The following is a 24,375-nucleotide window of genomic DNA, read 5'->3' on the forward strand; positions in this document are numbered from 1 at the left end:
CCAGGTCTTCGGCGCACGCCTGCTGCGGTCGACCGAGGCTGTCAGCGGGTCGTCGACGTGGTGCTGGAGAACCCCGCAAAGCGCTTGTTAAACCCGGCCACACGGCCTTCGGCCTGGGTCTGGCGTTGCTTGCCGGTGTAGACCGGGTGCGAGGCGCTGGAGACGTCGAGTGCGACATAGGGGTAGGTGACACCGTCGGTGTGCTGCTGGGTGCGGTCGGTGTCCACGGTCGAGCCGATGACGAAGTACGCATCGGCTGCGGTGTCGTGAAACAGGACTTGACGGTACTTGGGGTGGATGTCGGGTTTCATGGTTTCACCTCGCTTGTGATTGATACTATATAACATACATTTCCAGCATCCTTCACATCAATCTGCGTCGCTGCCCTGGCGCCGTTTTCCCCTTCGTTTCGATCGTCCGGCCAGCAAACAGGGCTGAGCGATGCCTCTAGAACGGGTTTTCGGGAAGGCTTTTGGCTTTTCACAAAATTTTCATCGAACTCCCCCACCGTCTACGCTTCAGACAGGCAGGCGAAAACAAGACGGGTTGAGCGAACGACTATGGGTGTGTTGTGGCAATCGGAACCAACCAGGACGGACACCGGCGATGAGCGTCCTGATGCGGAGTCCCCGCCCCCTGCGCCGCGTCGACGACGCCGTGTGTGGCTGTGGTCGTTCGTACTGGTGGTAGGCGTCGGGCTGGTGGTCGTGGGCCTGGCCGTACAGGACGAGGTGCAGACCTCGCACCTGCAATCGCGCGAGTTCAGCCGCCTGGCCTCGACCCTGACCTACACGCTGCAACCCGGCCCCAGCGAGGCCATCGTCTACCCAGGCGAAGGCCCGTTCGACAAGCGGCTGGGCTACAGTGCCCTGGGCGAGTTCCTGCCGCGCCTGCTCAAGCGCGATTACCTGGTCAGCCAGCAGGTGCGCTTCTCGCCGGCCCTGATGCGTTACGTCGATCATGGCCTGTTCGTGCCCTACCGGGAAAAGAGCCAGGCCGGCCTTTCCATCACCGACTGTCGCGGCGACACGCTGTACCAGTACACCTATCCCCAGCACGTGTATCCCGACTACGCGGCCATTCCGCCGGTGATGGTCAAGAGCCTGCTGTTCATCGAGAACCGCGACCTGCTGGACCCGAACGACCCACGCAGCAACCCGGCCGTGGACTGGCCGCGCTTTGCCAAGGCGGCCTATTCGCAGGTGGCCAAGTACCTGGCCCTGCCTGGGCAGTCGGCGGGGGGCAGCACCCTGGCCACGCAGCTCGAGAAGTACCGTCACTCCCCCGATGGCCTGACCGCCTCGGGCATGGAAAAGCTGCGCCAGATGTTCTCGGCCAGCGTCCGTGCCTATCAGGACGGCCCGGACACCACCGAAGCCCGCCAGCGTATCGTGCGCGACTACCTCAACAGCGTGCCGTTGTCCGCCGTGCCGGGGCATGGCGAAGTGCATGGCATGGCCGAAGGGCTGCGGGTCTGGTACGGCGCCGATTTCGAGCAGGTCAATGCGACGCTGTCGTCTACCGCCCAGGATGCCGACAGCCTGGCGGCCCGTGGTCTGGCCTTGCGCCAGGTGCTGTCGCTGATGATCGCGCAGCGCCGGCCTTCGTATTACCTGTCCAAAGGGCGCGTGGAGCTTGCCGAACTGGCCGATGCCCACATCCGCCTGCTGGCCGGCAGCGCCATCATCGACCCGCCCCTGGCCGAAGCCGCGTTGGCCAGCAAGGCGGTGTACCGCGACTGGGTCGCGCAACCGACGATCCAGCCGATCGTCACCAACAAAGGCATCAGCCTGGCGCGCAATCGCCTGGCAGGCATGCTGGACCGTCCGCTCTACGACCTCGATCGCCTCGACCTGTCGGCCACCAGCACCTTGAAAGCCGATCTGCAGTGGCAGGTCAGCCAGTACCTGCGCGACCTGGCCGACCCCGCCTTCGCCGAGCAGGTCGGGCTGATCGGCCATCGCCTGCTCACCTCGCGCACCACCGACCAGGTGCGCTACAGCTTCACGCTGTTCGAGCGCACTGCCGACGGCTCGCGCGTACGGGTGCAGACCGACAGCACCGACCAGCCGTTCGACATCAACGAAGGCAGCAAGCTGGAACTTGGCTCGACCGCCAAGCTGCGGGTCATGACCACCTATCTTGAGATCATCGCCGAGCTGCATGATGCCCACGCCGGCAAGCCGATCGCCGAGCTGCGCAAGGTGCCGGTGGCCGACCTGGACGCGCTCAGCCGCTGGTCGCTCGACTGGCTGATCCGCAATCATCAGGACCAGAACCTGGCCGCCATGCTCGACGCCGCTCTGGAGCGCAAGTACTCCGCCAGTCCTGGGGAAGCGTTCTTCACCGGCGGCGGCCTGCACCGGTTCAATAACTTCCGTTCCCAGGACAACGGCCGCAACCCGACGCTCAAGGAGGCGCTGCGCGAATCGATCAACCTGCCGTTCATTCGCCTGATGCGCGACGTGGTGCGCTATGTGACCTATCAGCAGCCTTACAACCGCGAACCGCTGCTCAAGGACGACACCGATCCGCGCCGCCAGGAATACCTGGCACGCTTCGCCGACCGCGAAGGCACGCACTACCTGATGCGCTTCTGGAAGAAATACCAGCGCAAGACCTCGCAGCAACGTCTGGACACGTTCCTGGACGGCATGCGCGTGACCCCGCAACGGCTGGCGGCCGTGCACCGCTACCTGTTCCCCGAGGCGCGCCAGGCGACGTTCGATGCCTTCGTCCGCACCCACAGCCAGGGCAGTGGTGCCGCCCTGGCCAAGCTGACCGACGATCGCCTGGTGAACCTCTATGACAGCTATGGCCCTGGCAAATACGACCTGCCCGATCAGGGCTACATCGCCAAGGTGCACCCGCTGGACCTGTGGTTGCTCGGTTACCTGCTGAAGAACCCGGGCGCGTCGCAGCGCGAGGCGATCAACGCCAGTCGCTTCGAGCGTCAGGAAGTCTACGGCTGGCTGTTCAAGAGCCGTCACCAGGGCGCACGGGACAGTCGCATCCGCACCATGGTCGAGATCGAGGCCTTCCTCGACATTCACCAGCGCTGGAAGCGCGTGGGCTACCCGTTCGATCACCTGGTGCCGTCGCTGGCCACCGCCATCGGCAGCTCGGGCGATCGGCCTGCCGCGTTGTCGGAGCTGATCGGGATCATCCAGAACGAGGGTGTGCGCTTGCCGACCCTGCGCATCGACACCTTGCACTTCGCTGCCGGCACGCCTTACGAGACGCAGCTAGTCAGCGACCCGGACCGTGGGCGGCGCATCCTGCCCGTGGAAGTGGCGCATGCCTTGCGCGATGCGCTGTCGCAAGTGGTGGATGCCGGGACCGCACGCCGGGTTGCGGGCAGCTTCAAGCTGAAGGATGGCTCGGCACTGGTGATGGGTGGCAAGACCGGCACCGGCGACAACCGTATCGAGAGTTTCGGCGCTGGCGGTCGGCTGATCGGTTCACGCTCGCTGAACCGGACGGCCACGTTCGTGTTCTTCCTGGGCGATCATCACTTCGGCACCCTGACCGCCTTCGTGCCGGGCCGTGCGGCGGAGACCTTCACCTTCACCTCGGCCCTGCCGGTGCAGGTGCTCAAGGGCATGGCACCGATCCTGATGCCGTACCTGGAGCCGGGCGAGGCGACCCAGTGCGCCACACCCCCCGTGGCGATGCGTCCGTCGCGTGCGGACCTAGTCGGGGCCCGTTGACGCAGGGTGGCGCCGACCCAGCCGACGGTCGAGCCACAGCAGGGACACGCCGATGGCCAGGAAGCTGGCGAGTACCGCGCCGGCGTTGAGCATGACCCTGGGGTAGCCCAGGGTCGCGACGTCGACGAACGGATAGGGATAGACACCGATCTCGTGCCCCCGCCACAGCACGAACAGAAAATAGACCGCCGGATAGAGGCACCCCGCTGCCAGGTGCCAGGGTCGTATCGTGCCCTTGGGCACGACGCGCCACCAGTACAGGACGAACAGCACCGGCAGGATGTCGTGCAGCAACTCGTCAGCCACCCGTTGCCACCCCGTGGGCGTCCAGAGCTGGCGCAGCAGCAGGTTGTAGGTCAGTGCGACCAGCACGATGCTCGCCGCGATGCACGTACTGACGCCAGGTGACAGGAAAAAGCGGCGCGCCGGGCCGGGGCGGCCGAACGCGGCATGGCTCAACACCGTGGCGACCAGGGTGTTGGTAAGCACGGTGAAATAGCTGAACACACTGATCAGCCCGCCCATCAGGCTGGCTTGCTGCTCCCAGCGCGCCAGCAGCACCAGGTACACCTGCACCACCAGGCCGAACCAGCCCAGCCAGGCGGCGAGCGTCAGCCAGGGGTGGCGGGGCATCACTGTGCCGTGCACAAATCGACGTACAACTGCTCGACCTTTTCCCGCGCCCAGGGCGTCTTGCGCAGGAAGGTCAGGCTCGACTTGAGACTGGGGTCGCTCTTGAAGCAGCGGATGTCGATGCGCTGGGCCAGCCCCTCCCAATGGTAGTGCTCGACCAGGGCGGTCAGGATCTGTGCCAGGGTCTTGCCGTGCAATGCGGCGTGCTGAGCGGTGCCCATGCGTGTCTCCAGTGAGTCAAAGCAGGCCACGATACACCAGTCTGTGCAGGCGCGAGACGCTGCTGCACGGATGGATCGATACCGGTACGTCCCTTCACGCGCACTGTAATAATGTAACCATTTACTACATTCATGATGTTATATTGTAACTATCCTTTTATCCCATCCTGGAATGTTCCCTCCCATGCCTGCCTTATCCCTGCGCCTTTCGCCCCTTGCCGCTGCGTTGTACCTCGCCTCGTTGTCGGTGCAGGCGATCGAACTCGACCCTCAGGTCATCACGGCCAACCCCCTGGGCAATCGTCAGCTGGCGAGCCCCAGCACCGTGCTCGACGGTGACGACTTGACCCAGCAACAGCACGGCAGTCTTGGCGAAACGCTCAATCGACAGCCCGGCATCGCTTCCACCTGGTTCGGACCAGGCGCCAGCCGCCCGGTCATTCGCGGCCTGGACGGCGACCGCATTCGCCTGTTGCGCAATGGCGTGGGGGCACTGGATGCGTCATCGCTGTCCTATGACCACGCCGTGCCACTGGACCCGAACACGGTCGAGCGCATCGAGGTGGTGCGCGGGCCGGCGGCGTTGCTGTACGGCGGCAGCGCCATCGGCGGCGTGGTCAACACCTTCGACAACCGCATCCCCAAATCGCCCATCGACGGCATCCAGGGCTCGGGCGAGCTGCGTTACGGCGGTGCCGACACGACACGCAGCCGTGCTGGCACCCTGGAAGCAGGGGATGGCGCCTTCGCACTGCACATCGACGCCAACAGCCGTCAGTTCGATGAGCTGCGCATTCCCGGCCATGCCTACAGTGGCCACGTACGCAGCGACGAGGCGCCGGGCGGACGGCACCGGCTGGACAACAGCGACGGACGCCAGGACGGCGGCGCAATCGGCGGCGCCTACCACTGGGACCATGGCTACGCCGGGCTGTCCTACAGCCGCTACGACGGCAACTATGGCTCGGTGGCCGAATCCGGCGTGCGCCTGGACATGGAACAGGATCACTATGGCTTCGCTTCGGAGATCCGCGACCTCGAAGGCCTCTTCAGTTCGGTCAAGCTCGATGCCAGCTACACCGACTACCAGCACCGCGAGATCGAAGATGGCGAGGTCAACACCACCTTCAAGAACAAGGGCTATGAGGCCCGGATCGAGGCGCGGCACCGACCGTTCGGGCCGGTGGAAGGCGTGATCGGCGTGCAGGTCGCCCGCAGCGAGTTCTCCGCGCTGGGCGAGGAAGCCTTCGTGCCGCACACCGACACCGACACGGCCGCGCTCTTTCTGCTCGAGCAATGGCACGCGACCGATCGCCTGGACCTGAGCCTCGGTGCCCGTCTGGAGCACACCCGGGTCGACCCGGACGGCCAGGGCAACGACACCTTCGCCGCACTCGACACGGCCAGCCGCTTCACCACCGGCAGCCTGTCCTCGGGTGCGGTGTACCAGCTCGACCCGGTTTGGTCGCTGGCCGCCAACCTGGCCTATACAGAACGGGCACCGACCTTCTACGAGCTGTACGCCAACGGTGCGCACGTGGCCACCGGCGCCTATGAAATCGGCGACGCCGACCTGGGCAAGGAGCGCGCCGTGTCGGCCGACCTGGCGCTGCGCTTCGACAACGGCACCCATGTGGGTAGCGTGGGCGCCTTCTATAGCCACTTTCGCAACTACATCGGGCTGATCGGTACGGGCAACCTGCGCGAGGGAGAAGACGATGAAGGCCTGCCTGAATATGCGTATGAAGGCGTACGTGCGCGCTTCTATGGGCTCGAAGCGCAGGATCGTTGGCAATTGCTGGAAAATCGTTACGGCCACTTCGCCCTGGAGCTTTCTGGCGACTACACCCGTGCGCAGAACCTCGACACCGACGAGCCGCTGCCGCGCATCGCACCGCTGCGCCTGAACAGCGGCCTGCTCTGGTCGCTGGACCGCTGGCAGGCCCGCGTCGATGTGCAGCATGCCGCCGCCCAGCACCGCAAGCCGGCCAACGAGACCCGGACCGATGGCTACACCACGCTTGGCGCCAGCCTCGGGTACCGCTTCGAGGTCGGCCAGAGCCAATGGCTGGCCTTCGTGCGTGGCGAAAACCTCACCGACCAGACCGTACGCTACGCCAGCTCGATCCTGCGCGACATCGCGCCAGCGCCAGGTCGAAGCGTCCAGGTCGGCCTGCGCACGTCGTTCTGACCCTTCCCCTTGCGCCGGAATGCCACGCATTCTGGCGCTCTCTTCCCCTGTCGATTGGCCCTGCCTTACATCCGCTGCTAGCGTCATGACAAGGAACAATTTGTTTAAATTGGTTGCCAGAAACGAAACAGGCTGTAGGCTTGCCCACCTTTCGCTTCACCCATTCCTTTCAACGTCATGCCCACCCCACGGGCCGATGGAGACAATCGACGATGAGCACTGCGAGTGCCAAACACGAAACACTGTGGCTGCCGCGCCTGCTGGGCGTGCTGCTACTGCTGATGGGCCTGGCCCTGGTGGCGGGCGGCCTGACGCTCGTCCAGCTGGACGGGTCGCTGTATTACCTGCTGGGGGGCGCCGCGCTGGCGCTTTCGGGCATCCTGCTGTTGGCCCGCCGCCGCCTCGGCCTGGGCCTGTATGGCGTGTTCCTGCTGGCCAGTACCGTCTGGGCGCTGTGGGAAGTGGGCCTGGACTGGTGGCAGCTGGTGCCACGCCTGTCGCTCTGGTTCGTGTTCGGCGTGCTGCTGTTGCTGCCGTGGGCACGCCGTCCGCTGATCGGTTCGTCGGCCAAGGCCAACGTGGCCGTGCTGAGCATCGCAGTCATCGCCTCTGGCGCTTCGGCAGTCGGCAGCCAGTTCACTCACCCTGGCGAGATCCAGGGCGAGCTGGGCCGCGATACCAGCGAGATGGCCAGCGCTGCGCCGTCGATGCCCGAGGGCGACTGGCAGGCCTATGGCCGTACCGAGCATGGCGATCGCTATTCGCCGCTGCGCCAGATCACGCCGCAGAACGTGTCGCGCCTGGAAGAAGCCTGGCGCATCCGCACCGGCGACATGCCGCGTGACGATGACCCTGTCGAGATCACCAACGAAAACACCCCGCTGAAGGTCAACGGCAAGCTGTACGCCTGCACCGCGCACAGCCAGGTGCTGGCGCTGGACCCGGACACCGGCGAAGAACTCTGGCGCTACGATCCGCACCTCAAGAGCCCGGTCGGCTTCAAGGGCTTCGCCCACATGACCTGTCGCGGCGTCTCTTACTACGACGAGAACAACTACGTCAGCCGTGATGGCAGCCCGGCGCCACAGATATCCGCCGTGGGCCAGGACGTCGCACGTGCCTGCCCTCGCCGTCTGTACCTGCCGACCGCCGATGCGCGCCTGATCGCCCTCAACGCCGACACCGGCAAGGTCTGCGAAGGCTTCGCCAACCAGGGCGTGGTCGACCTCAAGCAAGGCATCGGCCCGTTCACGCCGGGCGGCTACTACTCCACCTCGCCTGTCGCCATCACCCGCGACCTGGTGATCATCGGCGGCCACGTCACCGACAACGAGTCGACCGACGAGCCATCCGGCGTGATTCGCGCGTATGACGTGCACGACGGTCACCTGGTCTGGAACTGGGACAGCAACAACCCGGACGACACCCGTCCGCTGCCGGCCGGTCAGACCTACAGCCGCAACTCGGCGAACATGTGGTCCCTGGCCAGCGTCGATGAAACCCTGGGCATGGTCTACCTGCCGCTGGGCAACCAGATGCCGGACCAGTGGGGCGGCGACCGCACCCCGGGCGCCGAGCGCTTCAGCGCCGGCATCGTCGCGCTGAACCTGGCCGATGGCAAGGTTCGCTGGAACTACCAGTTCACGCACCATGACCTGTGGGACATGGACGTGGGCAGCCAGCCGACGCTGGTGCACCTGAAGACCGACGACGGCATCAAGCCGGCGATCATCGCACCGACCAAGCAGGGCAGCCTGTACGTGCTCGACCGCCGCGACGGTACGCCGATCGTGCCGATCCGCGAGATCCCCGTGCCGCAAGGCGCCGTCGAGGGCGACCACACCGCACCGACCCAGGCCCGTTCGGACCTGAACCTGCTGGGCCCGGAGCTGAACGAGCGTTCGATGTGGGGCGCCACCCCGTTCGACCAGATGCTGTGCCGGATCCAGTTCCGCCAGCTGCGTTACGAAGGCCAGTACACACCGCCTTCGGAGCAGGGTTCGTTGATCTACCCAGGCAACGTCGGGGTGTTCAACTGGGGCGGCGTATCGGTCGACCCGGTGCGCCAGCTGCTGTTCACCTCGCCGAACTACATGGCCTTCGTCTCCAAGATGGTGCCACGCGACAAGGTCGAAGCCGGCAGCCATCGCGAGAGCGAGACCAGCGGCGTGCAGCCCAACACCGGCGCACCGTACGCGGTGATCATGCACCCGTTCCTGTCGCCGCTCGGCCTGCCTTGCCAGGCACCGGCCTGGGGCTATGTGGCCGCTGTCGACCTGTTCACCCACAAGGTGGTCTGGAAGCACAAGAACGGCACTACCCGTGACAGCACCCCGGTGCCGATCGGCCTGCCCGTGGGCGTGCCGAGCATGGGCGGCTCGATCGTCACTGCCGGCGGCGTGGCCTTCCTCAGCGGGACGCTGGACCAGTACCTGCGTGCCTATGACGTGAACAACGGCAAGGAGCTGTGGAAAGGTCGCCTGCCAGCAGGTGGTCAGGCCACCCCGATGACCTACACCGGTAAGGACGGCGCGCAGTACGTGCTGATCACCGCCGGTGGCCACGGGTCGCTGGGCACGCGCATGGGCGACTACATCATCGCCTACAAGTTGCGCTGAGGCATTCGAGGGCGAGCTGCAAGGCTCGCGCTCGGCGCATGAACGCGTACGCAGTCCTTGGGTCCGGTGCAGTGTCTGTACCGGACTCATTGACTGATGCCCCATCGCTGGCAAGCCAGCTCCCACTGGCCCCTATTCCAAGCAACTACCTGGCATCAGCCCAGTCACCGGCCACCTGTGGGAGCGGGCTTGCCCGCGATGCAGGCGGCGCCTGACCAGGCCTTATCGCTGGCAGGCCCTACAGGAACCCAGTCAGTGGGCTGATGGCAGGCAGTTGTCTGGAATGAGGTCCAGTGGGAGCTGGCTTGCCAGCGATAGGGCCCGCATCGACGCTGAGGCGGCGTCCTGCATGCGCCCTGATGGTCATTCACCGCCCAACCCCGCGAAACTTGAAACCCACCCCCGATCCCCCCATCTAAGCACCATAGCCATTCACGCAGGTGCCCCATGAGCGACCAGCAGGATTACCCGGATCATCCCGAAGAACACGAAGTCGAACACATCGATGCCCAGGCCGTTTCGGGACAGCACCTGGCCTTGCCCGGCCAGCAGTTGCCAGACAAGGTCTATGTGATTCCGATCCACAATCGCCCGTTCTTCCCCGCACAAGTGCTGCCGGTCATCGTCAATGAAGAGCCCTGGGCCGAAACGCTCGACCTGGTCGCCAAGACGCCGCACCACTCGCTGGCGTTGTTCTTCATGGACACCCCACCAGAAGACCACCGCCATTTCGATACCTCGGCACTCCCCGAGTACGGCACCCTGGTCAAGGTGCACCATGCCAGCCGCGAGAATGGCAAGCTGCAGTTCGTCGCCCAGGGCCTGACCCGTGTGCGCATCCGCACCTGGCTCAAGCACCATCGCCCGCCTTACCTGGTGGAAGTCGAGTACCCGCGCCAGCTGTCCGAACCGACCGACGAGATCAAGGCCTACGGCATGGCCCTGATCAACGCGATCAAGGAGCTGCTGCCGCTCAATCCGCTCTACAGCGAGGAGCTGAAGAACTACCTCAACCGCTTCAGCCCCAACGACCCCTCCCCGCTGACCGACTTCGCCGCTGCCCTGACCTCGGCCACCGGCCTGCAACTGCAGGAAGTGCTCGACTGCGTGCCGATGCTCAAGCGCATGGAAAAAGTCCTGCCGATGCTGCGCAAGGAAGTCGAGGTCGCGCACCTGCAGAACGAGATCTCTGCCGAGGTCAACAGGCAGATCGGCGAGCACCAGCGCCAGTTCTTCCTCAAGGAGCAGCTCAAGGTCATCCAGCAGGAGCTGGGCCTGACCAAGGACGACCGCAGCGCCGACCTCGAGCAGTTCGAACAGCGGCTCAAGGACAAGACCCTGCCGCCGGCCGCGCAGAAGCGCATCGATGAAGAGATGGGCAAGCTGGCCATTCTGGAGACCGGCTCGCCGGAGTACGCCGTCACCCGCAACTACCTGGACTGGGCCACTGCGCTGCCCTGGGGCGTGTATGGCAAGGACAAGCTCGACCTCAAGCACGCCCGCAAGGTGCTCGACCAGCACCATGCCGGGCTGAACGACATCAAGGACCGCATCCTCGAGTTCCTGGCCGTCGGTGCCTGGAAAGGCGAGATCAGCGGTTCCATCGTCCTGCTGGTCGGCCCGCCCGGTGTCGGCAAGACCAGCATCGGCAAGTCCATCGCCGAATCCTTGGGCCGGCCGTTCTACCGGTTCAGCGTCGGCGGCATGCGTGACGAGGCCGAGATCAAGGGCCACCGACGCACCTACATCGGCGCCCAGCCAGGCAAGCTGGTGCAGGCACTGAAGGACGTCGAAGTGATGAACCCGGTCATCATGCTCGACGAGATCGACAAGATGGGCCAGAGCTACCAGGGCGACCCGGCCTCGGCCTTGCTCGAAACCCTCGACCCGGAACAGAACGTCGACTTCCTCGACCATTACCTGGACCTGCGCCTGGACCTGTCCAAGGTGCTGTTCGTCTGCACCGCCAACACCCTCGATTCGATTCCAGGCCCGCTGCTCGACCGCATGGAAGTGATTCGCCTGTCCGGCTACATCACCGAAGAAAAACTGGCCATCGCCAAGCGCCACCTGTGGCCCAAGCAACTGGCCAAGGCCGGTGTGGCCAAGTCCAGCCTGAGCATCAGCGACAGCGCCTTGCGCCTGGTGATCGACGGCTACGCCCGTGAGGCCGGGGTTCGCCAGCTCGAGAAGCAGCTGGGCAAGCTGGTGCGCAAGGCCGTGCTGAAATTGCTGGAAGACCCCAAGGCCAAGCTGAAGATCGGCCCGAAGGACCTGGAAGCCGCCCTCGGCATCCCGGTGTTCCGTAGCGAGCAGGTCCTGGAAGGCAAAGGGGTGATCACCGGCCTGGCCTGGACCAGCATGGGCGGGGCCACCCTGCCGATCGAAGCCAACCGTGTGCACACCCTCAATCGCGGTTTCAAGCTGACCGGGAAACTCGGTGATGTGATGAAGGAATCGGCCGAGATCGCCTACAGCTACGTCAGCTCGAACCTGACGCAGTTCGGCGGCGACCCGGCGTTCTTCGACGAGGCGTTCATTCACCTGCACGTGCCGGAAGGCGCAACGCCCAAGGATGGCCCGAGCGCCGGCATCACCATGGCCAGCGCGCTGCTGTCGCTGGCCCGTGACCAGGCGCCCAAGCGGGGCGTGGCCATGACCGGCGAGCTGACCCTGACCGGGCAGGTGCTGCCGATCGGTGGCGTGCGCGAGAAAGTCATCGCCGCCCGTCGGCAGAAGCTCTTCGAGCTGATCCTGCCGGACGCCAACCGTGGGGACTTCGAGGAGTTGCCCGATTACCTGCGCGAAGGGCTGACCGTGCACTTTGCCAAGCGCTATGGCGACGTGGCCAAGGTGCTGTTCGCCTGAGTGAGCGGTTGAGCTACGCGCTACAGGCTCCGAGCAGGACGGTGGCGGCGTGTAGCGTGTAGCTCAACCGATGCACGGCAAGGGCGCTTCGGCTAGAATGCCGCCCTTTTCCCGATTCACTCTGGAACTGCCGTGAGCCAAGACCCCGACCGCCTCTTTGCCCAACCCTTGGAGCAAGTGCCCGACTTCGTGTTCAACGAGGACGTGGTGCGGGTGTTCCCGGACATGATCAAGCGCTCCGTGCCGGGTTACCCGACCATCGTGGAAAACCTCGGCGTGGTCGCTGCGCGTTTCGCCCAACCCGGTACGGCGCTGTACGACCTGGGCGCGTCGCTCGGCGCGGTCACCCAGGCGTTGCGTCGGCACGTCCGTACCGAAGGCTGTCGCGTGGTCGCGGTGGACAACTCGGCGGCCATGGTCGAACGCTGCCGCCAGTACCTGACGGCACAGGACTCGATGTTCCAGGAGCTGCTGCCGGTCCAGGTGGTGGAGGCCGACATCCTGGCCTTGCCGCTGGAACCTGCCTCGGTGGTGGCGATGAACTTCACCCTGCAGTTCATCGCGCCTGACGAACGCCTGGCCCTGCTGAGCCGGATCCGCCAGGCACTGCTGCCCGGCGGTGCGCTGATCCTGTCCGAGAAGCTGCGCTTCGAAGAGCCCCAGGCCCAGGCGCTGCTCGGCGACCTGCACCTGGACTTCAAGCGCGCCAACGGCTACAGCGACCTGGAAATCGCCCAGAAACGCAGCGCCATCGAACACGTGATGAAACCGGACAGCCTCGAGATCCACCGCGAACGCCTGTTGGCGGCGGGCTTCTCTCACGTGGTGCCCTGGTTCCAATGCCTCAACTTCGCCTCCCTGATTGCCCTGCCATGATCGATCTCTCGCCGCTGCTTCAACGCCTTGCCCCTACGCCACTGGCCCAGTGGGCTGCTACCCTGCCCGCCCAACTGGAGGCCAAACTGCGCAAGGGTCACGGGGACCTGGCACGCTGGCAGGCCGCCGTCGATGCCCTGCCCGACCTGCACCCTGGCGATATCGACCTGAGCGACGGTGTGCGCCTGGACGCTGCCTGCGACGAGGCGACGCGCCAGCAGGTGCGCACTGCGCTGATGGGGCTCTCGCCCTGGCGCAAGGGGCCGTTCGACCTGTTCGGGGTGCACGTCGACACCGAATGGCGTTCGGACTGGAAATGGTCGCGCGTGGCACCGCACCTGGACCTGGTCGGCAAGCGGGTCCTGGACGTTGGCTGCGGCAACGGCTACTACCAGTGGCGCATGCTCGGGGCGGGCGCCGACCTGGTCGTGGGCATCGACCCGAACTGGCTGTTCTTCTGCCAGTTCCAGGCCGTGCAGCGCTACCTGCCGCACCACCCTGCCTGGCACCTGCCCTTCGCGCTGGAAGAGCTGCCCGCGCAACTGGAAGGTTTCGACACCGTGTTCTCCATGGGCGTGTTCTATCACCGCCGCTCGCCCATCGAGCACCTGCTGGCGCTCAAGGACTGCCTGGTCAAGGGAGGCGAACTGGTGCTGGAGACCCTGGTCATCGAAGGCGACGAGCAGCAGATGCTGGTGCCCGAAGACCGCTACGCGCAGATGCGCAACGTCTGGTTCCTGCCGTCGGTGCCGGCGCTGGCACGCTTGATGCGCCGCGCCGGGTTCAGCGACGTGCGGTGCGTGGACGTCAGCGTCACCCAGGTCGACGAGCAGCGCAGCACGCCCTGGATGCGCTATCAGTCACTCAGCGACTTCCTCGATCCGAACGATCCGACCCGTACGGTCGAAGGCCTGCCCGCGCCACGCCGTGCGGTGATGGTGGCGCGCAAGTGATGCGCGCCCCAGGGCTTTAACGCGCCGCCGCGACGATCAAGGCCTTCATCTCGGCCACGGCGGCCTTGAACCCGACGAACAAGGCATGGGCCACCAGGGCGTGACCGATGTTCAGCTCGTTGAGGCCACGAATCGCCGCTACCGCCTCGACGTTGTGGTAGTGCAGGCCGTGCCCGGCATTGACGATCAGGCCCTGCTCCACGCCCTTGGCCACGCCCTGCGCGATACGCTCGAGCTCGAGCGCCACCTCGGTCGGGGTCTGCGCGTCGGCATAGCGCCCGGTGTGCAGCTCGATGGCCGGCGCACCCACGCGGCGGGCCGCTTCGATCTGCCTGGGATCGGCGTCGATGAACAACGAGACTTCGGCACCGGTCCGCGCCAGGCGCTCGACCGCCGCGTGGATGCGCGCTTCCTGACCCGCCACGTCCAGCCCGCCCTCGGTGGTCAGCTCCTGGCGGGTTTCGGGCACCAGGCAGACATGCGCCGGACGAATGCGCTCGGCGAACGCGATCATCTCCTCGGTGACGCCCATCTCGAAGTTCATGCGGGTCTGCAGGACGTCCTTGAGCAGCAGCACGTCGCGGTCCTGGATGTGCCGGCGGTCTTCGCGCAGGTGCACGGTGATGCCGTCGGCGCCCGCCTCCTCGGCGTCCAGCGCGGCCTTGACCGGGTCCGGGTAACGCGTGCCCCGGGCCTGGCGCAGGGTCGCGACGTGGTCGATGTTGACGCCAAGAAGGATGCGGTTGCTGTGGGTCACGAAGGGCGCTCCTGAAAGTTGAGCCCCACAGCATACGACGTGCTCAGCGCTTGCGAAACAGTTCGCGACTGACCAGCGGCTTGGACCCCAGGTGCACGGCCAGCGCCTGACGCATCAGGCGCTTGGCGGCCAGCAAGCTGCCAGGCGCGTCCCAGTCGGCATCGGCCAGGGCCAGCAGATCGGCCCCGGTGAATAGCCCTGGCTGCGCCAGCTCCACCCGTTCGAGACCGGCATCGACGTGTAGACGGTACAGGGCACCCGGCTCGATCGCCTCGCCCTGGACGTCCTGGTTCAACGAGAAGGCGTAGCCCAGCTCGTCCAGCAAACGCCACTCGAAGGCCCGCAGCAAGGGTTCCAGCGCACGCCCTTCGGCCAGCGCCTGCAACGTCAGGCCATAGTGTTCGAACAGCACCGGGTGCGGCACTTCAGGGGCCAGCAGGCGCACCAGCAGCTCGTTGAGGTAGAGCCCGCTGAACAGGGCATCGCCGTGCAGCCAGGGCGCATTGCCGACGCCCTCCAAGCGGCCCACGGTCTTGAGCTCGCCACGCCCGCGCAGCTCGACCTCGAGCAGGGCGAACGGCCGCATGACGCTGCCGCTCTTGCCCCGTGCGCGGCGCAGGACGCCGCGTACGCAGCCTTGCGGCGTGAAGAAGTCCACCAGGGCACTGGCTTCGCGATAGGCCCGGCTGTGCAGCACGTAGGCCGGTTGTCCGACAGCTTGCTGCATCAGGCATCGTTCCTGGCGGGGGCGGCCTGCCGGGCGGCAGGCCAGGCCGTGTTACAGATCGCCGTAACCGAGCGAACGCAGGGCGCGCTCGTCGTCGGACCAGCCACCCTTGACCTTGACCCACAGGTTGAGCATGACCTTGGCGTCGAACAGGGTTTCCATGTCCTTGCGGGCGTCCGAGCCGATGCGCTTGATGCGCTCGCCCTTGTCGCCAATGATGATCTTCTTCTGGCCATCACGCTCGACCAGGATCAGTGCATGGATGTGCAGCACATGGCCCTGCTGCTTGAATTCCTCGATCTCGACGGTGATCTGGTACGGCAGTTCGGCACCGAGCTGGCGCATGATCTTCTCGCGCACCAGTTCGGCGGCCAGGAAGCGGCTGCTGCGGTCGGTGATCTGGTCTTCCGGGAAGAAATGCTCGTTCTCCGGCAGGTGCTTGGCGATCAGGCCCTCGAGGGCCTCGAGGTTGTGGCCCTGCTGCGCCGAGATCGGCACGATCTCGGCCGCTGGCAATTGGGTCTGCAACCACTGCAGGTGCGGGATCAGCTCGGCCTTCTCGTCCAGGCGATCGGTCTTGTTGACCGCCAGGATCACCGGCCCTTCGACGTACTGGATACGCTCGAGCACCAGTTGGTCCTCGTCGGTCCAGCGCGCCCGGTCGACCACGAAGATCACCACGTCGACGTCCTTGAGGGCGGCCGAGGCGTTGCGGTTCATGTAGCGGTTCAGGGCCTTGTCGTTGGCCTTGTGCATGCCCGGCGTGTCGACGTAGATGGCCTGCACCTCGCCTTCGGTCTTGATCCCGAGCATGTTGTGCCGAGTGGTCTGCGGCTTGCGCGAGGTGATCGCCAGCTTTTGCCCGAGGATGTGGTTGAGCAAGGTCGACTTGCCCACGTTCGGGCGGCCCACGATGGCCACGTAGCCGCAGCGGGTCGAAGTGTTCTCAGTCATTGCCATTCTCCACGCCCAAGGCGATCAGTGCGGACGCCGCGGCGACCTGTTCAGCGATGCGCCGGCTCACGCCCTGGCCACGGCTCTTGTTGTTGAGCAGAACCACCTCGCACTCGACGAGGAAGGTGCGGCAGTGGGGTTCGCCCTGGATGTCCACCACTTCGTAGCGCGGCAGTTCACAGCCACGCGACTGCAGGAACTCCTGCAACCGGGTCTTGGGGTCCTTGTTGGTGTCGACCAGGGTCAGCCCTTCGAACTCGTCGACCAGCCAGGCCAGGATGCGCTCGCGCGCGGCCTGCATGCCGGCATCCAGGTAGATCGCGCCGATCAAGGCTTCCAGTGCGTCGGCCAGAATCGACTCACGACGAAAGCCGCCGCTCTTGAGCTCGCCCGAGCCCAGGCGCAGGTATTCGCCCAGGTCGAAGCCGCGGGCCAGTCGGGCCAGGGTCTCGCCCTTGACCAGCCGAGCGCGCAGCCGCGACAGCTGGCCTTCGCGCGCCTGCGGGAAGCGCTCGAACAGCGCCTCGCCTGCGACGAAGTTGAGGATCGCATCGCCCAGGAACTCCAGGCGCTCGTTGTTGCGGCCAGCGAAGCTGCGGTGGGTCAAGGCCAGCACCATCTGGTCCTGGTCCTTGAAGGTGTAGCCCAGCTTGCGCTCGAGACGACTCAGCGGTGCGCTCATGCCACCACCCGACGGGCAGAGCCGGTCTTCTTGTTCGGCGTCTCGCGAAGGAGCGCCGTCATGTTCAACACAGTGTTCAAATCAACATCCTGGAAAGACTGTTTGGCTGTGCGCCCCGTTCGGGCGTGGCCGGTGCATTCGACCGTCTTGGACACAGCCTATGCCATAAATGCATTCGGCGCCGTCTTGCGACAGCGCCGATTGGGTATTACCGGATCAGGCCGACCCGTGACAGCGTGGGCAAGTGGCTGAGCTTGGGCTCAGGCCAGCTCATCCACACGGCGAAGGCTTTGCCGACGATGTTGCGGTCGGGCACCATGCCGTGCAGCGCCTGCGGGATGTTGGGATCGTCCCAGAAGCGGCTGTCGTTGGAGTTGTCGCGGTTGTCGCCCATCATGAAGTAGTGGCCGGCCGGCACGGTCCACTGCTGGTCCGGCATGACACGGCTACGCCGCATCTCCTTGCGGATCAGGTGCTCGGCGGCGCCCAGCTGCTCCTTGTACCGCTGGGCGCTGCCCAGGGTGCCAGGCTCGGGGCCGACCAGTTGCTCGGCGATCGGTTGGTCGTTGACGTACAGGTGCTTGTCGGCGGTGTAACGCACCGTGTCACCCGGCACGCCCACGACCCGCTTGATGTAGTTGACGTTCGGATCGCTCGGGTAGCGGAACACCATCACGTCGCCGCGCTGGGGGTTGCCCACTTCGATGATCTTCTTGTCCAGCACCGGCAGGCGAATGCCGTAGGAGAACTTGTTCACCAGGATGAAATCGCCCACTTCCAGGGTCGGTTTCATCGACCCCGACGGAATCTGGAACGGCTCGACCAGGAACGAACGCAGCACCAGCACGATGAACAGCACCGGGAAGAACGACTTGCCGTACTCGACCAGCAACGGCTCCTTGTCCAGTCGCTCGACCACGGCCATGTCTGGCTGGCTGACACTGTTCTGGTAGTTGGCGATGGCTGCCCGCCGACGCGGTGCGAGCAGCACCAGGTCGATCAGGGCCAACGCACCACAGACGGCAACGGCGATGACGAGCAACAGCGGGAAATTTAGCGACATAGGACCTAGCTATCCAACTTGAGCACGGCGAGGAAGGCTTCTTGTGGAATCTCCACGTTGCCGACCTGCTTCATGCGTTTCTTACCGGCCTTCTGCTTCTCGAGCAGCTTGCGCTTACGGCTCACGTCGCCACCGTAGCACTTGGCCAGAACGTTTTTCCTGAGGGCCTTGACGGTCGTCCGGGCGACGATCTGGCCGCCGATGGCAGCCTGGATCGCGACGTCGAACATCTGCCGAGGAATCAGCTCCTTCATCTTCTCGGTCAAGGCGCGCCCTTTGTAGTGCGCGTTGTCCCGATGCACGATCAGCGCCAGTGCATCGACCTTGTCGCCGTTGATCAACACGTCCAGCTTGACCAGGTTGGCCGACTGGTAGCGGTCGAAATGGTAGTCCAGCGACGCATAGCCACGGCTGGTGGACTTCAGGCGATCGAAGAAGTCCAGCACCACCTCGTTCATCGGCAGGTCGTACCGCACCTGCACCTGCGCGCCCAGGAACTGCATGTCGCGCTGGACGCCACGCTTCTCGATGCACAGGGTAATGACGTTGCCCAGGTGCTCCTGAGGCACAAGGATGTTGGCCGAGACGATCGGCTCGCGGAAATCTTCGACCGAGGAGACGTCCGGAAGCTTGGATGGGTTGTCGACGTAGATGGTTTCACCGGTCTTGAGCTTGACCTCGAAGATCACGCTCGGCGCCGTGGTGATCAGGTCCAGGTCGTACTCGCGCTCCAGGCGCTCCTGGATGATCTCCATGTGCAGCATGCCGAGGAAGCCGCAACGGAAACCGAAGCCCAGGGCGTCGGAGCTTTCCGGCAGGTACTGCAGCGACGAGTCGTTCAGGGTCAGCTTCTGCAGGGCGTCGCGGAAGTCCTCGAAGTCGTCGGAGCTGACCGGGAACAGGCCGGCGTAGACCTGGGGCTGGATCTTCTTGAAGCCCGAGAGCACTTCGACTTCCGGCGTCGAGGACAGGGTCAGGGTGTCGCCCACCGGCGCGCCGTGGATGTCCTTGATGCTGGCGATGATGAAACCGACTTCACCGGCCTTCAGGTCGGGCATCTGGGTGTGCTTGGGGTTGAAGACACCGACGCTGTCGACCAGGTGCACCTTGCCGGTGGACTTGACCAGGATCTTGTCGCCCTTCTTGACCCGGCCCTGGCGCACACGCACCAGCGAGACCACGCCCAGGTAGTTGTCGAACCAGGAGTCGATGATCAGCGCCTGCAGCGGTGCGTCGATCTCGCCCTCGGGCGCGGGGATGGTCTGTACCAGGCGCTCGAGCACCTCGTCCACGCCCATGCCGCTCTTGGCGCTGCACGCGACCGCGTCGGTGGCGTCGATGCCGATGATCTTCTCGATCTCGTCCTTGACGCGATCGGGATCGGCCTGCGGCAGATCCATCTTGTTCAGCACGGGCATGACTTCCAGGCCCTGCTCGATGGCCGTGTAGCAGTTGGCGACGGACTGAGCCTCGACGCCCTGCCCCGCATCGACCACCAGCAAGGCGCCTTCACAGGCCGCCAGCGAACGGCTGACCTCGTAGGTGAAGTCGACGTGACCAGGGGTGTCGATGAAGTTGAGCTGGTAGGTCTTGCCGTCACGCGCCTTGTAATGCAGCGTCACGCTGTGGGCCTTGATGGTGATCCCGCGCTCGCGCTCCAGGTCCATCGAATCAAGTACCTGGGCTTCCATCTCGCGCGCCGTCAGGCCGCCGCACAGTTGGATGAACCGGTCGGCCAGCGTCGACTTGCCATGGTCGATGTGGGCGATGATGGAGAAATTGCGGATATGACTCAAATCACTCACGGGTCAACACTCGATAAGGCTGCGAGCCGGACGCCCGCGGAAAATAGCCAGGAATTGTACTGGAAAGAGGGGGGGTCGGCTACCTGAGTGAGTGGCAAGCCATGAGCGGCACGCTGCAAGCCGTGCGGTCGGGCCTGGAGGATCCCGTCAGGGTGCAGGCATTCCGATGGCTGCCCCCTTGGAAAGCGTCAGCCCTAATGAGCGCAGGGCCGGTGCACGGAACGAGTCCCCACACCGGCCCTGTTTTCACTTGCCGCTTGCAGCGAGTGACCTACCGCTGCGTCATTCCGCCAGCTTGAAGGTGATGAAGCTGGCACGGCCCTGGCGCAGCACCCGCATCGACACGGAGCGGTTCTTCGGCAGGTCCTTGGCGATCTCGGTGAACTGCTTGGCCGAGGTGATCGCCTGGTTGTTCAGGTGGCTGATGACGTCGCCCGGACGCAGGCCGATCAGGGCAGCCGGGCCATCCTGCACGTCCTTGATGACCACACCGCCCTTGAGCTCCAGCGATTTCTTCTGCTCGGCGCTCAGCTCGGCCACGGACACGCCCAGGCGGTTGCTGCTGCGCTCGGCGCCAGACTGGCCACCGGTGCCGATGTCGGCGTCGTCTTCCGGCAGCGCACCGACGGTCACGTCGAGGTTCTGGCGCTTGCCGTTGCGGATGATCTCCAGCTTGGCGGTGGCGCCATCCTTCAGGCTGCCGACCAGGTGCGGCAGGTCGGCGGACATGACGATCGGCTGACCATTCATGCTGAGGATCACGTCGCCGACCTGCAGGCCGCTCTTGGCCGCCGGGCCGTCTTCGAGCACCTGGGCCACCAGGGCGCCTGCAGGACGCTCGAGCCCGAAGGACTCGGCCAGGTCCTTGTTGACCTCCTGGATGACCACGCCCAGCCAGCCACGGCTGACCTTGCCGTCTTTCTTCAGCTGGTTGGACACGTCCAGCGCCACGTCGATCGGGATGGCGAAGGACAGCCCCATGAAGCCGCCCGAACGGGTGAAGATCTGCGAGTTGATGCCGACCACCTCCCCGTTCATGTTGAACAGCGGGCCACCGGAGTTGCCGGGGTTGATGGCCACGTCGGTCTGGATGAACGGAACGTAGGTGTCGTTCGGCAGCGTGCGCCCCTTGGCGCTGACGATGCCCTTGGTCACCGAGTGATCGAAGCCGAACGGCGACCCGATGGCCAGCACCCATTCACCAACCTTGAGCTTTTCCGAATCGCCCAGCTTGACGGTCGGCAGGTTCTTGCCGTCCACCTTCAGCAGCGCCACGTCGGTGCGTGGGTCGGTACCGACCAGCTTGGCCTGCAATTCGCTGCGGTCGGACAGACGTACGATGATCTCGTCGGCATCGGCGATCACGTGGTTGTTGGTCAGCACGTAGCCGTCGCTGGAGATGATGAAGCCCGAGCCCAGCGACTGGGCCTCGCGCTGGCGGTCACCGCGCGGCGAGCGCGGCTGCTGCGGCAGGCCACGTTCGAAGAATTCGCGGAACATCGGCGGCAGGCCTTCCAGGTCGGGCATCTGGCCTTGTGCGACGCGCCGCGCAGGCAGCTTCTGCTTGGTACTGATGTTCACCACGGCAGGCGAGGCCTGCTCGACCAGTGTGGTGAAGTCAGGCAGGGCTTCCTGTGCCTGGGCGACGGCCAGCTGGCCGAGCATGAACACGGCAGCGAACATCGAGAGGTAGGATTTGAAACGAGGTAGTGACATACGGCTCCCGTCAAAACGAGCGTAGTTGGCAATGAGGCCTCTGCAACGCAGGAGAGGTCAGGCGTCGAGGAGCCTGACCTATAAAAAATCCGCGCGCTTTTTGCAAATGACAAAACGTTAATTTCGTTTCAAGCCATGACCCGAAGGCCCGTCTTCACGGGCGCTCGGGACGGGCCTGGGGCCGCATGGACAGCGCCACGCGTTCGGCCGTGCCCAGCGGCACCTCGCCCACCACCGTGATCATGAACGCGCCCTCGGCGGTGTTCAGCTGCCTGGACACGGCCACGGTCGGCCCCACGGCCAGACGCATGTCCTTGACCTGCGTGTCGTCGACCGGCTCGAGGAACACCGAGAAGCGTGCCAGGCCGTCGTCGTACAGCAGGCTTTCGACCCGGCTGTTGCGCTGTGGATCACGCCGTACGCTGCTGTCGGTCAACTCGAAACCAGGCGGCAGCCACTCGGCACGCCAGGCCGGCGCATCGTCGGTCGTGGCCACCGGCACGGGTTTGACGGGACGACAGGCGGCACCGGGGCGCAACTGCGCATCGGTCGGAGGCGTCGTGTCCAGGCGCGTCATCTGGAAACGCTCCAGCAGCTGTCCCTTGTCGTTGGTCATCAGCGAACGCAGGAGTAGCCCGGTCTGGCGGTCGAGGTGATACTCGAAGCCATAGCGGTGCGCATCACGCGGGACCAGGCTGATGACCACGGCTTCACGACCGGCCACGCGCGAGCGTCCGGTGACCGTGAGGTCGTACCAGCTCATCAGCTTGAGGGGGTCGAGTACGGGAGCGGCCTGGCTGGCCGGTGTCAGGGCATCGTTACCCAAGGCGCCACTGACGCACTGGACCTTGCCATTGACGCGAACGATTTCCTGGGGGGCGTCGTCGAGTTGCGACAGGCGTTCACTGACCTTCCCTGCCTGGACGCGGCGCCAGATGTCGTGGGAAGAGAAGCTGCCGTTGCGCTCGTAAATGAAAGAACCTTGGTAGCTCTGTCCTTGCTCGGCGTGGGCCAGCCTGTTCAGCCAGTCATTCGCCTCGGGCGAAGAACTGGCTGCCAGTGCAGGCGCCGCCATCAAGCCGCTGAAGACCAGCGGCCACAGTGGTAGCGCACGCATGAACGTCCTTGATCAGTGGTATCAGTGGTTTTCCATGCTGGCGGCACGCGCGTAAGGCAGTGCACCGTCATTGCCCTTCAGGGCCGAGTCCTGTGCATGCTGACGCAGGTAGCCTGGCAGGCGCTTGTCCCAGTTGCCTGGATTCTGCATGACGCCGTTGGTGACAGGCGCAGCAGTCTGCTCGGCACCTTCGGTGTAGCCTGCCAGTACGGCCGGACCTTGTGCCTGCGGGGCAACGACGCCCTGCTGGACGGGTTGTTGCGCGGCCAGCTGATTGCCTGCAATGTCATCCTGGTTGTACAGGCGGACACCGGCCAGCACGGCGAAGGTGACGGAGGCTGCAACAGCCAGACGACCCAGGCCACGCCATGCACCGCGCTTGGCAGGGGCAGGCGCTTCTTCTTCTGCCAGGGCTGCAGAGACCGCCGAGGCGATGTCCAGCTTTGGCAGCAGCAGTTCTTTGTGCATCGCTGCACGTGCGACCTGGTAGCGCGCCCAGGTGGCACGCGCTTCGGCATCGTTCGTGGCGTTGAGCACACGACGCAGTTCCAGTTCGTCCGCTTCGTTGTCCATCACCGCGGACAGCGATTCCTGCAAAGCTTCACGACTCATGGCGGTTCCTCTCTTGGCTGTAGCCGCTGTCTCAGGTTTCATGCAACAGGGGTTGCAAGGCTTTATCGATGGCCTCCCGAGCGCGGAAAATCCTGGAACGCACGGTACCCACCGGACACTGCATGACGCTGGCAATGTCCTCGTAACTCAGACCGTCGAATTCGCGCAATGTTAGGGCAGTGCGCAAATCTTCGGGCAATTGCTGGATGGTCCGATGGACGGTGCCTTCGATCTCATCCCGCAACAACGAACGCTCAGGGGACTCAAGATCCTTGAGACCATGATCGCCGTCGTAGAACTCCGCATCCTCGGAGTTGACGTCGCTGTCTGGCGGCCGCCGACCGCGGGACACCAGGTAGTTCTTCGCCGTGTTGATGGCGATGCGGTACAGCCACGTGTAGAACGCGCTGTCGCCGCGGAAGTTGCCAAGCGCTCGGTAAGCCTTGATGAAGGCTTCCTGAGCCACGTCTTGGGCTTCGTGGGTATCGTGCACGAACCGCACGATCAACCCGAGAATCTTGTGCTGATACTTGAGCACCAACAGATCAAACGCTCGCCTGTCGCCCCGCTGTACGCGTTCGACAAGCTGCTGATCCTCTTCCTGGGTTAGCATGAACACTCCTCAGTGATCTTGAAGGAGCGTTGCAACGGCCATCGCTCAGGCTTGCAACCATAGACTCGGGCTTCGCGCAAAAGTTCTCCCCCTTCAAGCAAGTTTCCTGCGACCTCTGACGGCTCGCATGGAAGACGCAGCGCGCTCACGGCCTGCCACGTCGATAGTCTGGTCTTCGATACACAAGCTGCCCGGCTGGGCGCTTCGCTTGTGTCGCCGCGGCAATCATGACGTGTGGGCAGCCTTCTATTGAGAGACT

19 protein-coding genes are annotated in these 24,375 nt (G+C 64.9%); 6 read left to right on the forward strand and 13 right to left on the reverse strand.

From position 1 onward, the window contains the following. Nucleotides 1–41 precede the first annotated feature (41 nt). The gene (locus tag G7Z99_RS05445; protein ID WP_181092565.1) at nt 42–311 is read right to left on the reverse strand and encodes a type B 50S ribosomal protein L31; all 270 of its coding nucleotides are present in this window, start codon (nt 309–311) and stop codon (nt 42–44) included. Nucleotides 312–560: 249 nt separating this feature from the next. Here G7Z99_RS05445 and G7Z99_RS05450 point away from each other — a divergent pair, with 249 nt between their 5' ends. Continuing rightward, the gene (locus tag G7Z99_RS05450) at nt 561–3,710 is read left to right on the forward strand and encodes a transglycosylase domain-containing protein (RefSeq protein ID WP_181092566.1); all 3,150 of its coding nucleotides are present in this window, start codon (nt 561–563) and stop codon (nt 3,708–3,710) included. Here the strand turns inward: G7Z99_RS05450 and G7Z99_RS05455 are convergent. Both G7Z99_RS05455 and G7Z99_RS05460 read right to left on the reverse strand, forming a co-directional pair. Continuing rightward, nucleotides 3,693–4,343, reverse strand: a complete 651-nt coding sequence (locus tag G7Z99_RS05455; protein WP_181092567.1) for a Pr6Pr family membrane protein — start codon at nt 4,341–4,343, stop codon at nt 3,693–3,695. The two genes, G7Z99_RS05450 and G7Z99_RS05455, sit on opposite strands and share 18 nt — an antisense overlap. Further along, nucleotides 4,343–4,564 (reverse strand): VF530 family protein, encoded by a 222-nt coding sequence (locus tag G7Z99_RS05460; protein WP_181092568.1) that lies wholly within the window; start codon nt 4,562–4,564, stop codon nt 4,343–4,345. The genes G7Z99_RS05455 and G7Z99_RS05460 overlap by 1 nt, the downstream gene beginning before the upstream one ends. A gap of 184 nt (nt 4,565–4,748) precedes the next feature. Between G7Z99_RS05460 and G7Z99_RS05465 the strand changes: the two genes are divergently transcribed. The 5 genes from G7Z99_RS05465 to cmoB all read left to right on the forward strand — a co-directional run bounded on the left by G7Z99_RS05465 (nt 4,749) and on the right by cmoB (nt 14,070). Then, nucleotides 4,749–6,755, forward strand: coding sequence for a TonB-dependent receptor (locus tag G7Z99_RS05465; protein ID WP_181092569.1), 2,007 nt, complete (start codon nt 4,749–4,751; stop codon nt 6,753–6,755). 212 nt (nt 6,756–6,967) lie between these two features. Then, nucleotides 6,968–9,373 carry a glucose/quinate/shikimate family membrane-bound PQQ-dependent dehydrogenase gene (locus G7Z99_RS05470; protein WP_181092570.1) on the forward strand — a complete coding sequence of 802 codons (2,406 nt, stop codon included), beginning with the start codon at nt 6,968–6,970 and terminating at the stop codon, nt 9,371–9,373. 447 nt (nt 9,374–9,820) lie between these two features. After that, entirely contained in the window at nt 9,821–12,241 is a 2,421-nt protein-coding gene (gene lon, locus G7Z99_RS05475) for an endopeptidase La (protein WP_181092571.1), read from the forward strand. A 132-nt stretch (nt 12,242–12,373) separates the two neighbouring features. Further along, entirely contained in the window at nt 12,374–13,117 is a 744-nt protein-coding gene (gene cmoA, locus G7Z99_RS05480; protein ID WP_181092572.1) for a carboxy-S-adenosyl-L-methionine synthase CmoA, read from the forward strand. Further along, nucleotides 13,114–14,070: a tRNA 5-methoxyuridine(34)/uridine 5-oxyacetic acid(34) synthase CmoB gene (cmoB, locus tag G7Z99_RS05485; RefSeq protein ID WP_181092573.1), complete on the forward strand. Its 957-nt coding sequence runs from the start codon at nt 13,114–13,116 to the stop codon at nt 14,068–14,070. The genes cmoA and cmoB overlap by 4 nt, the downstream gene beginning before the upstream one ends. 16 nt (nt 14,071–14,086) lie before the next feature. Here the strand turns inward: cmoB and pdxJ are convergent, their stop codons facing one another. The 10 genes from pdxJ to rpoE form a co-directional block, all read right to left on the reverse strand. Continuing rightward, entirely contained in the window at nt 14,087–14,827 is a 741-nt protein-coding gene (gene pdxJ, locus G7Z99_RS05490) for a pyridoxine 5'-phosphate synthase (RefSeq protein ID WP_181092574.1), read from the reverse strand. 43 nt (nt 14,828–14,870) lie between these two features. Next, nucleotides 14,871–15,554 (reverse strand): DNA repair protein RecO, encoded by a 684-nt coding sequence (gene recO, locus G7Z99_RS05495; protein ID WP_181092575.1) that lies wholly within the window; start codon nt 15,552–15,554, stop codon nt 14,871–14,873. A 51-nt stretch (nt 15,555–15,605) separates the two neighbouring features. Continuing rightward, nucleotides 15,606–16,508 carry a GTPase Era gene (era, locus tag G7Z99_RS05500; RefSeq protein ID WP_181092576.1) on the reverse strand — a complete coding sequence of 301 codons (903 nt, stop codon included), beginning with the start codon at nt 16,506–16,508 and terminating at the stop codon, nt 15,606–15,608. Beyond that, nucleotides 16,501–17,190 (reverse strand): ribonuclease III, encoded by a 690-nt coding sequence (rnc, locus tag G7Z99_RS05505; RefSeq protein WP_181092577.1) that lies wholly within the window; start codon nt 17,188–17,190, stop codon nt 16,501–16,503. The genes era and rnc overlap by 8 nt, the downstream gene beginning before the upstream one ends. 208 nt (nt 17,191–17,398) lie before the next feature. Then, nucleotides 17,399–18,253 carry a signal peptidase I gene (gene lepB, locus G7Z99_RS05510; protein ID WP_181092578.1) on the reverse strand — a complete coding sequence of 285 codons (855 nt, stop codon included), beginning with the start codon at nt 18,251–18,253 and terminating at the stop codon, nt 17,399–17,401. Between the two features lie 5 nt (nt 18,254–18,258). Then, nucleotides 18,259–20,058 (reverse strand): translation elongation factor 4, encoded by a 1,800-nt coding sequence (gene lepA / locus G7Z99_RS05515; RefSeq protein WP_181092579.1) that lies wholly within the window; start codon nt 20,056–20,058, stop codon nt 18,259–18,261. A 282-nt stretch (nt 20,059–20,340) separates the two neighbouring features. Further along, nucleotides 20,341–21,741: a DegQ family serine endoprotease gene (locus tag G7Z99_RS05520; RefSeq protein WP_258196969.1), complete on the reverse strand. Its 1,401-nt coding sequence runs from the start codon at nt 21,739–21,741 to the stop codon at nt 20,341–20,343. 187 nt (nt 21,742–21,928) lie between these two features. Continuing rightward, nucleotides 21,929–22,891 carry a MucB/RseB C-terminal domain-containing protein gene (locus G7Z99_RS05525; RefSeq protein ID WP_181092581.1) on the reverse strand — a complete coding sequence of 321 codons (963 nt, stop codon included), beginning with the start codon at nt 22,889–22,891 and terminating at the stop codon, nt 21,929–21,931. A gap of 21 nt (nt 22,892–22,912) precedes the next feature. Beyond that, nucleotides 22,913–23,503 (reverse strand): sigma-E factor negative regulatory protein, encoded by a 591-nt coding sequence (locus G7Z99_RS05530; protein WP_181092582.1) that lies wholly within the window; start codon nt 23,501–23,503, stop codon nt 22,913–22,915. A gap of 31 nt (nt 23,504–23,534) precedes the next feature. Next, nucleotides 23,535–24,116: an RNA polymerase sigma factor RpoE gene (rpoE, locus tag G7Z99_RS05535; protein ID WP_060394795.1), complete on the reverse strand. Its 582-nt coding sequence runs from the start codon at nt 24,114–24,116 to the stop codon at nt 23,535–23,537. Nucleotides 24,117–24,375: the final 259 nt, after the last annotated feature.

The organism is Pseudomonas entomophila (genome assembly GCF_013523165.1).
Lineage (GTDB): Bacteria > Pseudomonadota > Gammaproteobacteria > Pseudomonadales > Pseudomonadaceae > Aquipseudomonas > Aquipseudomonas entomophila_A.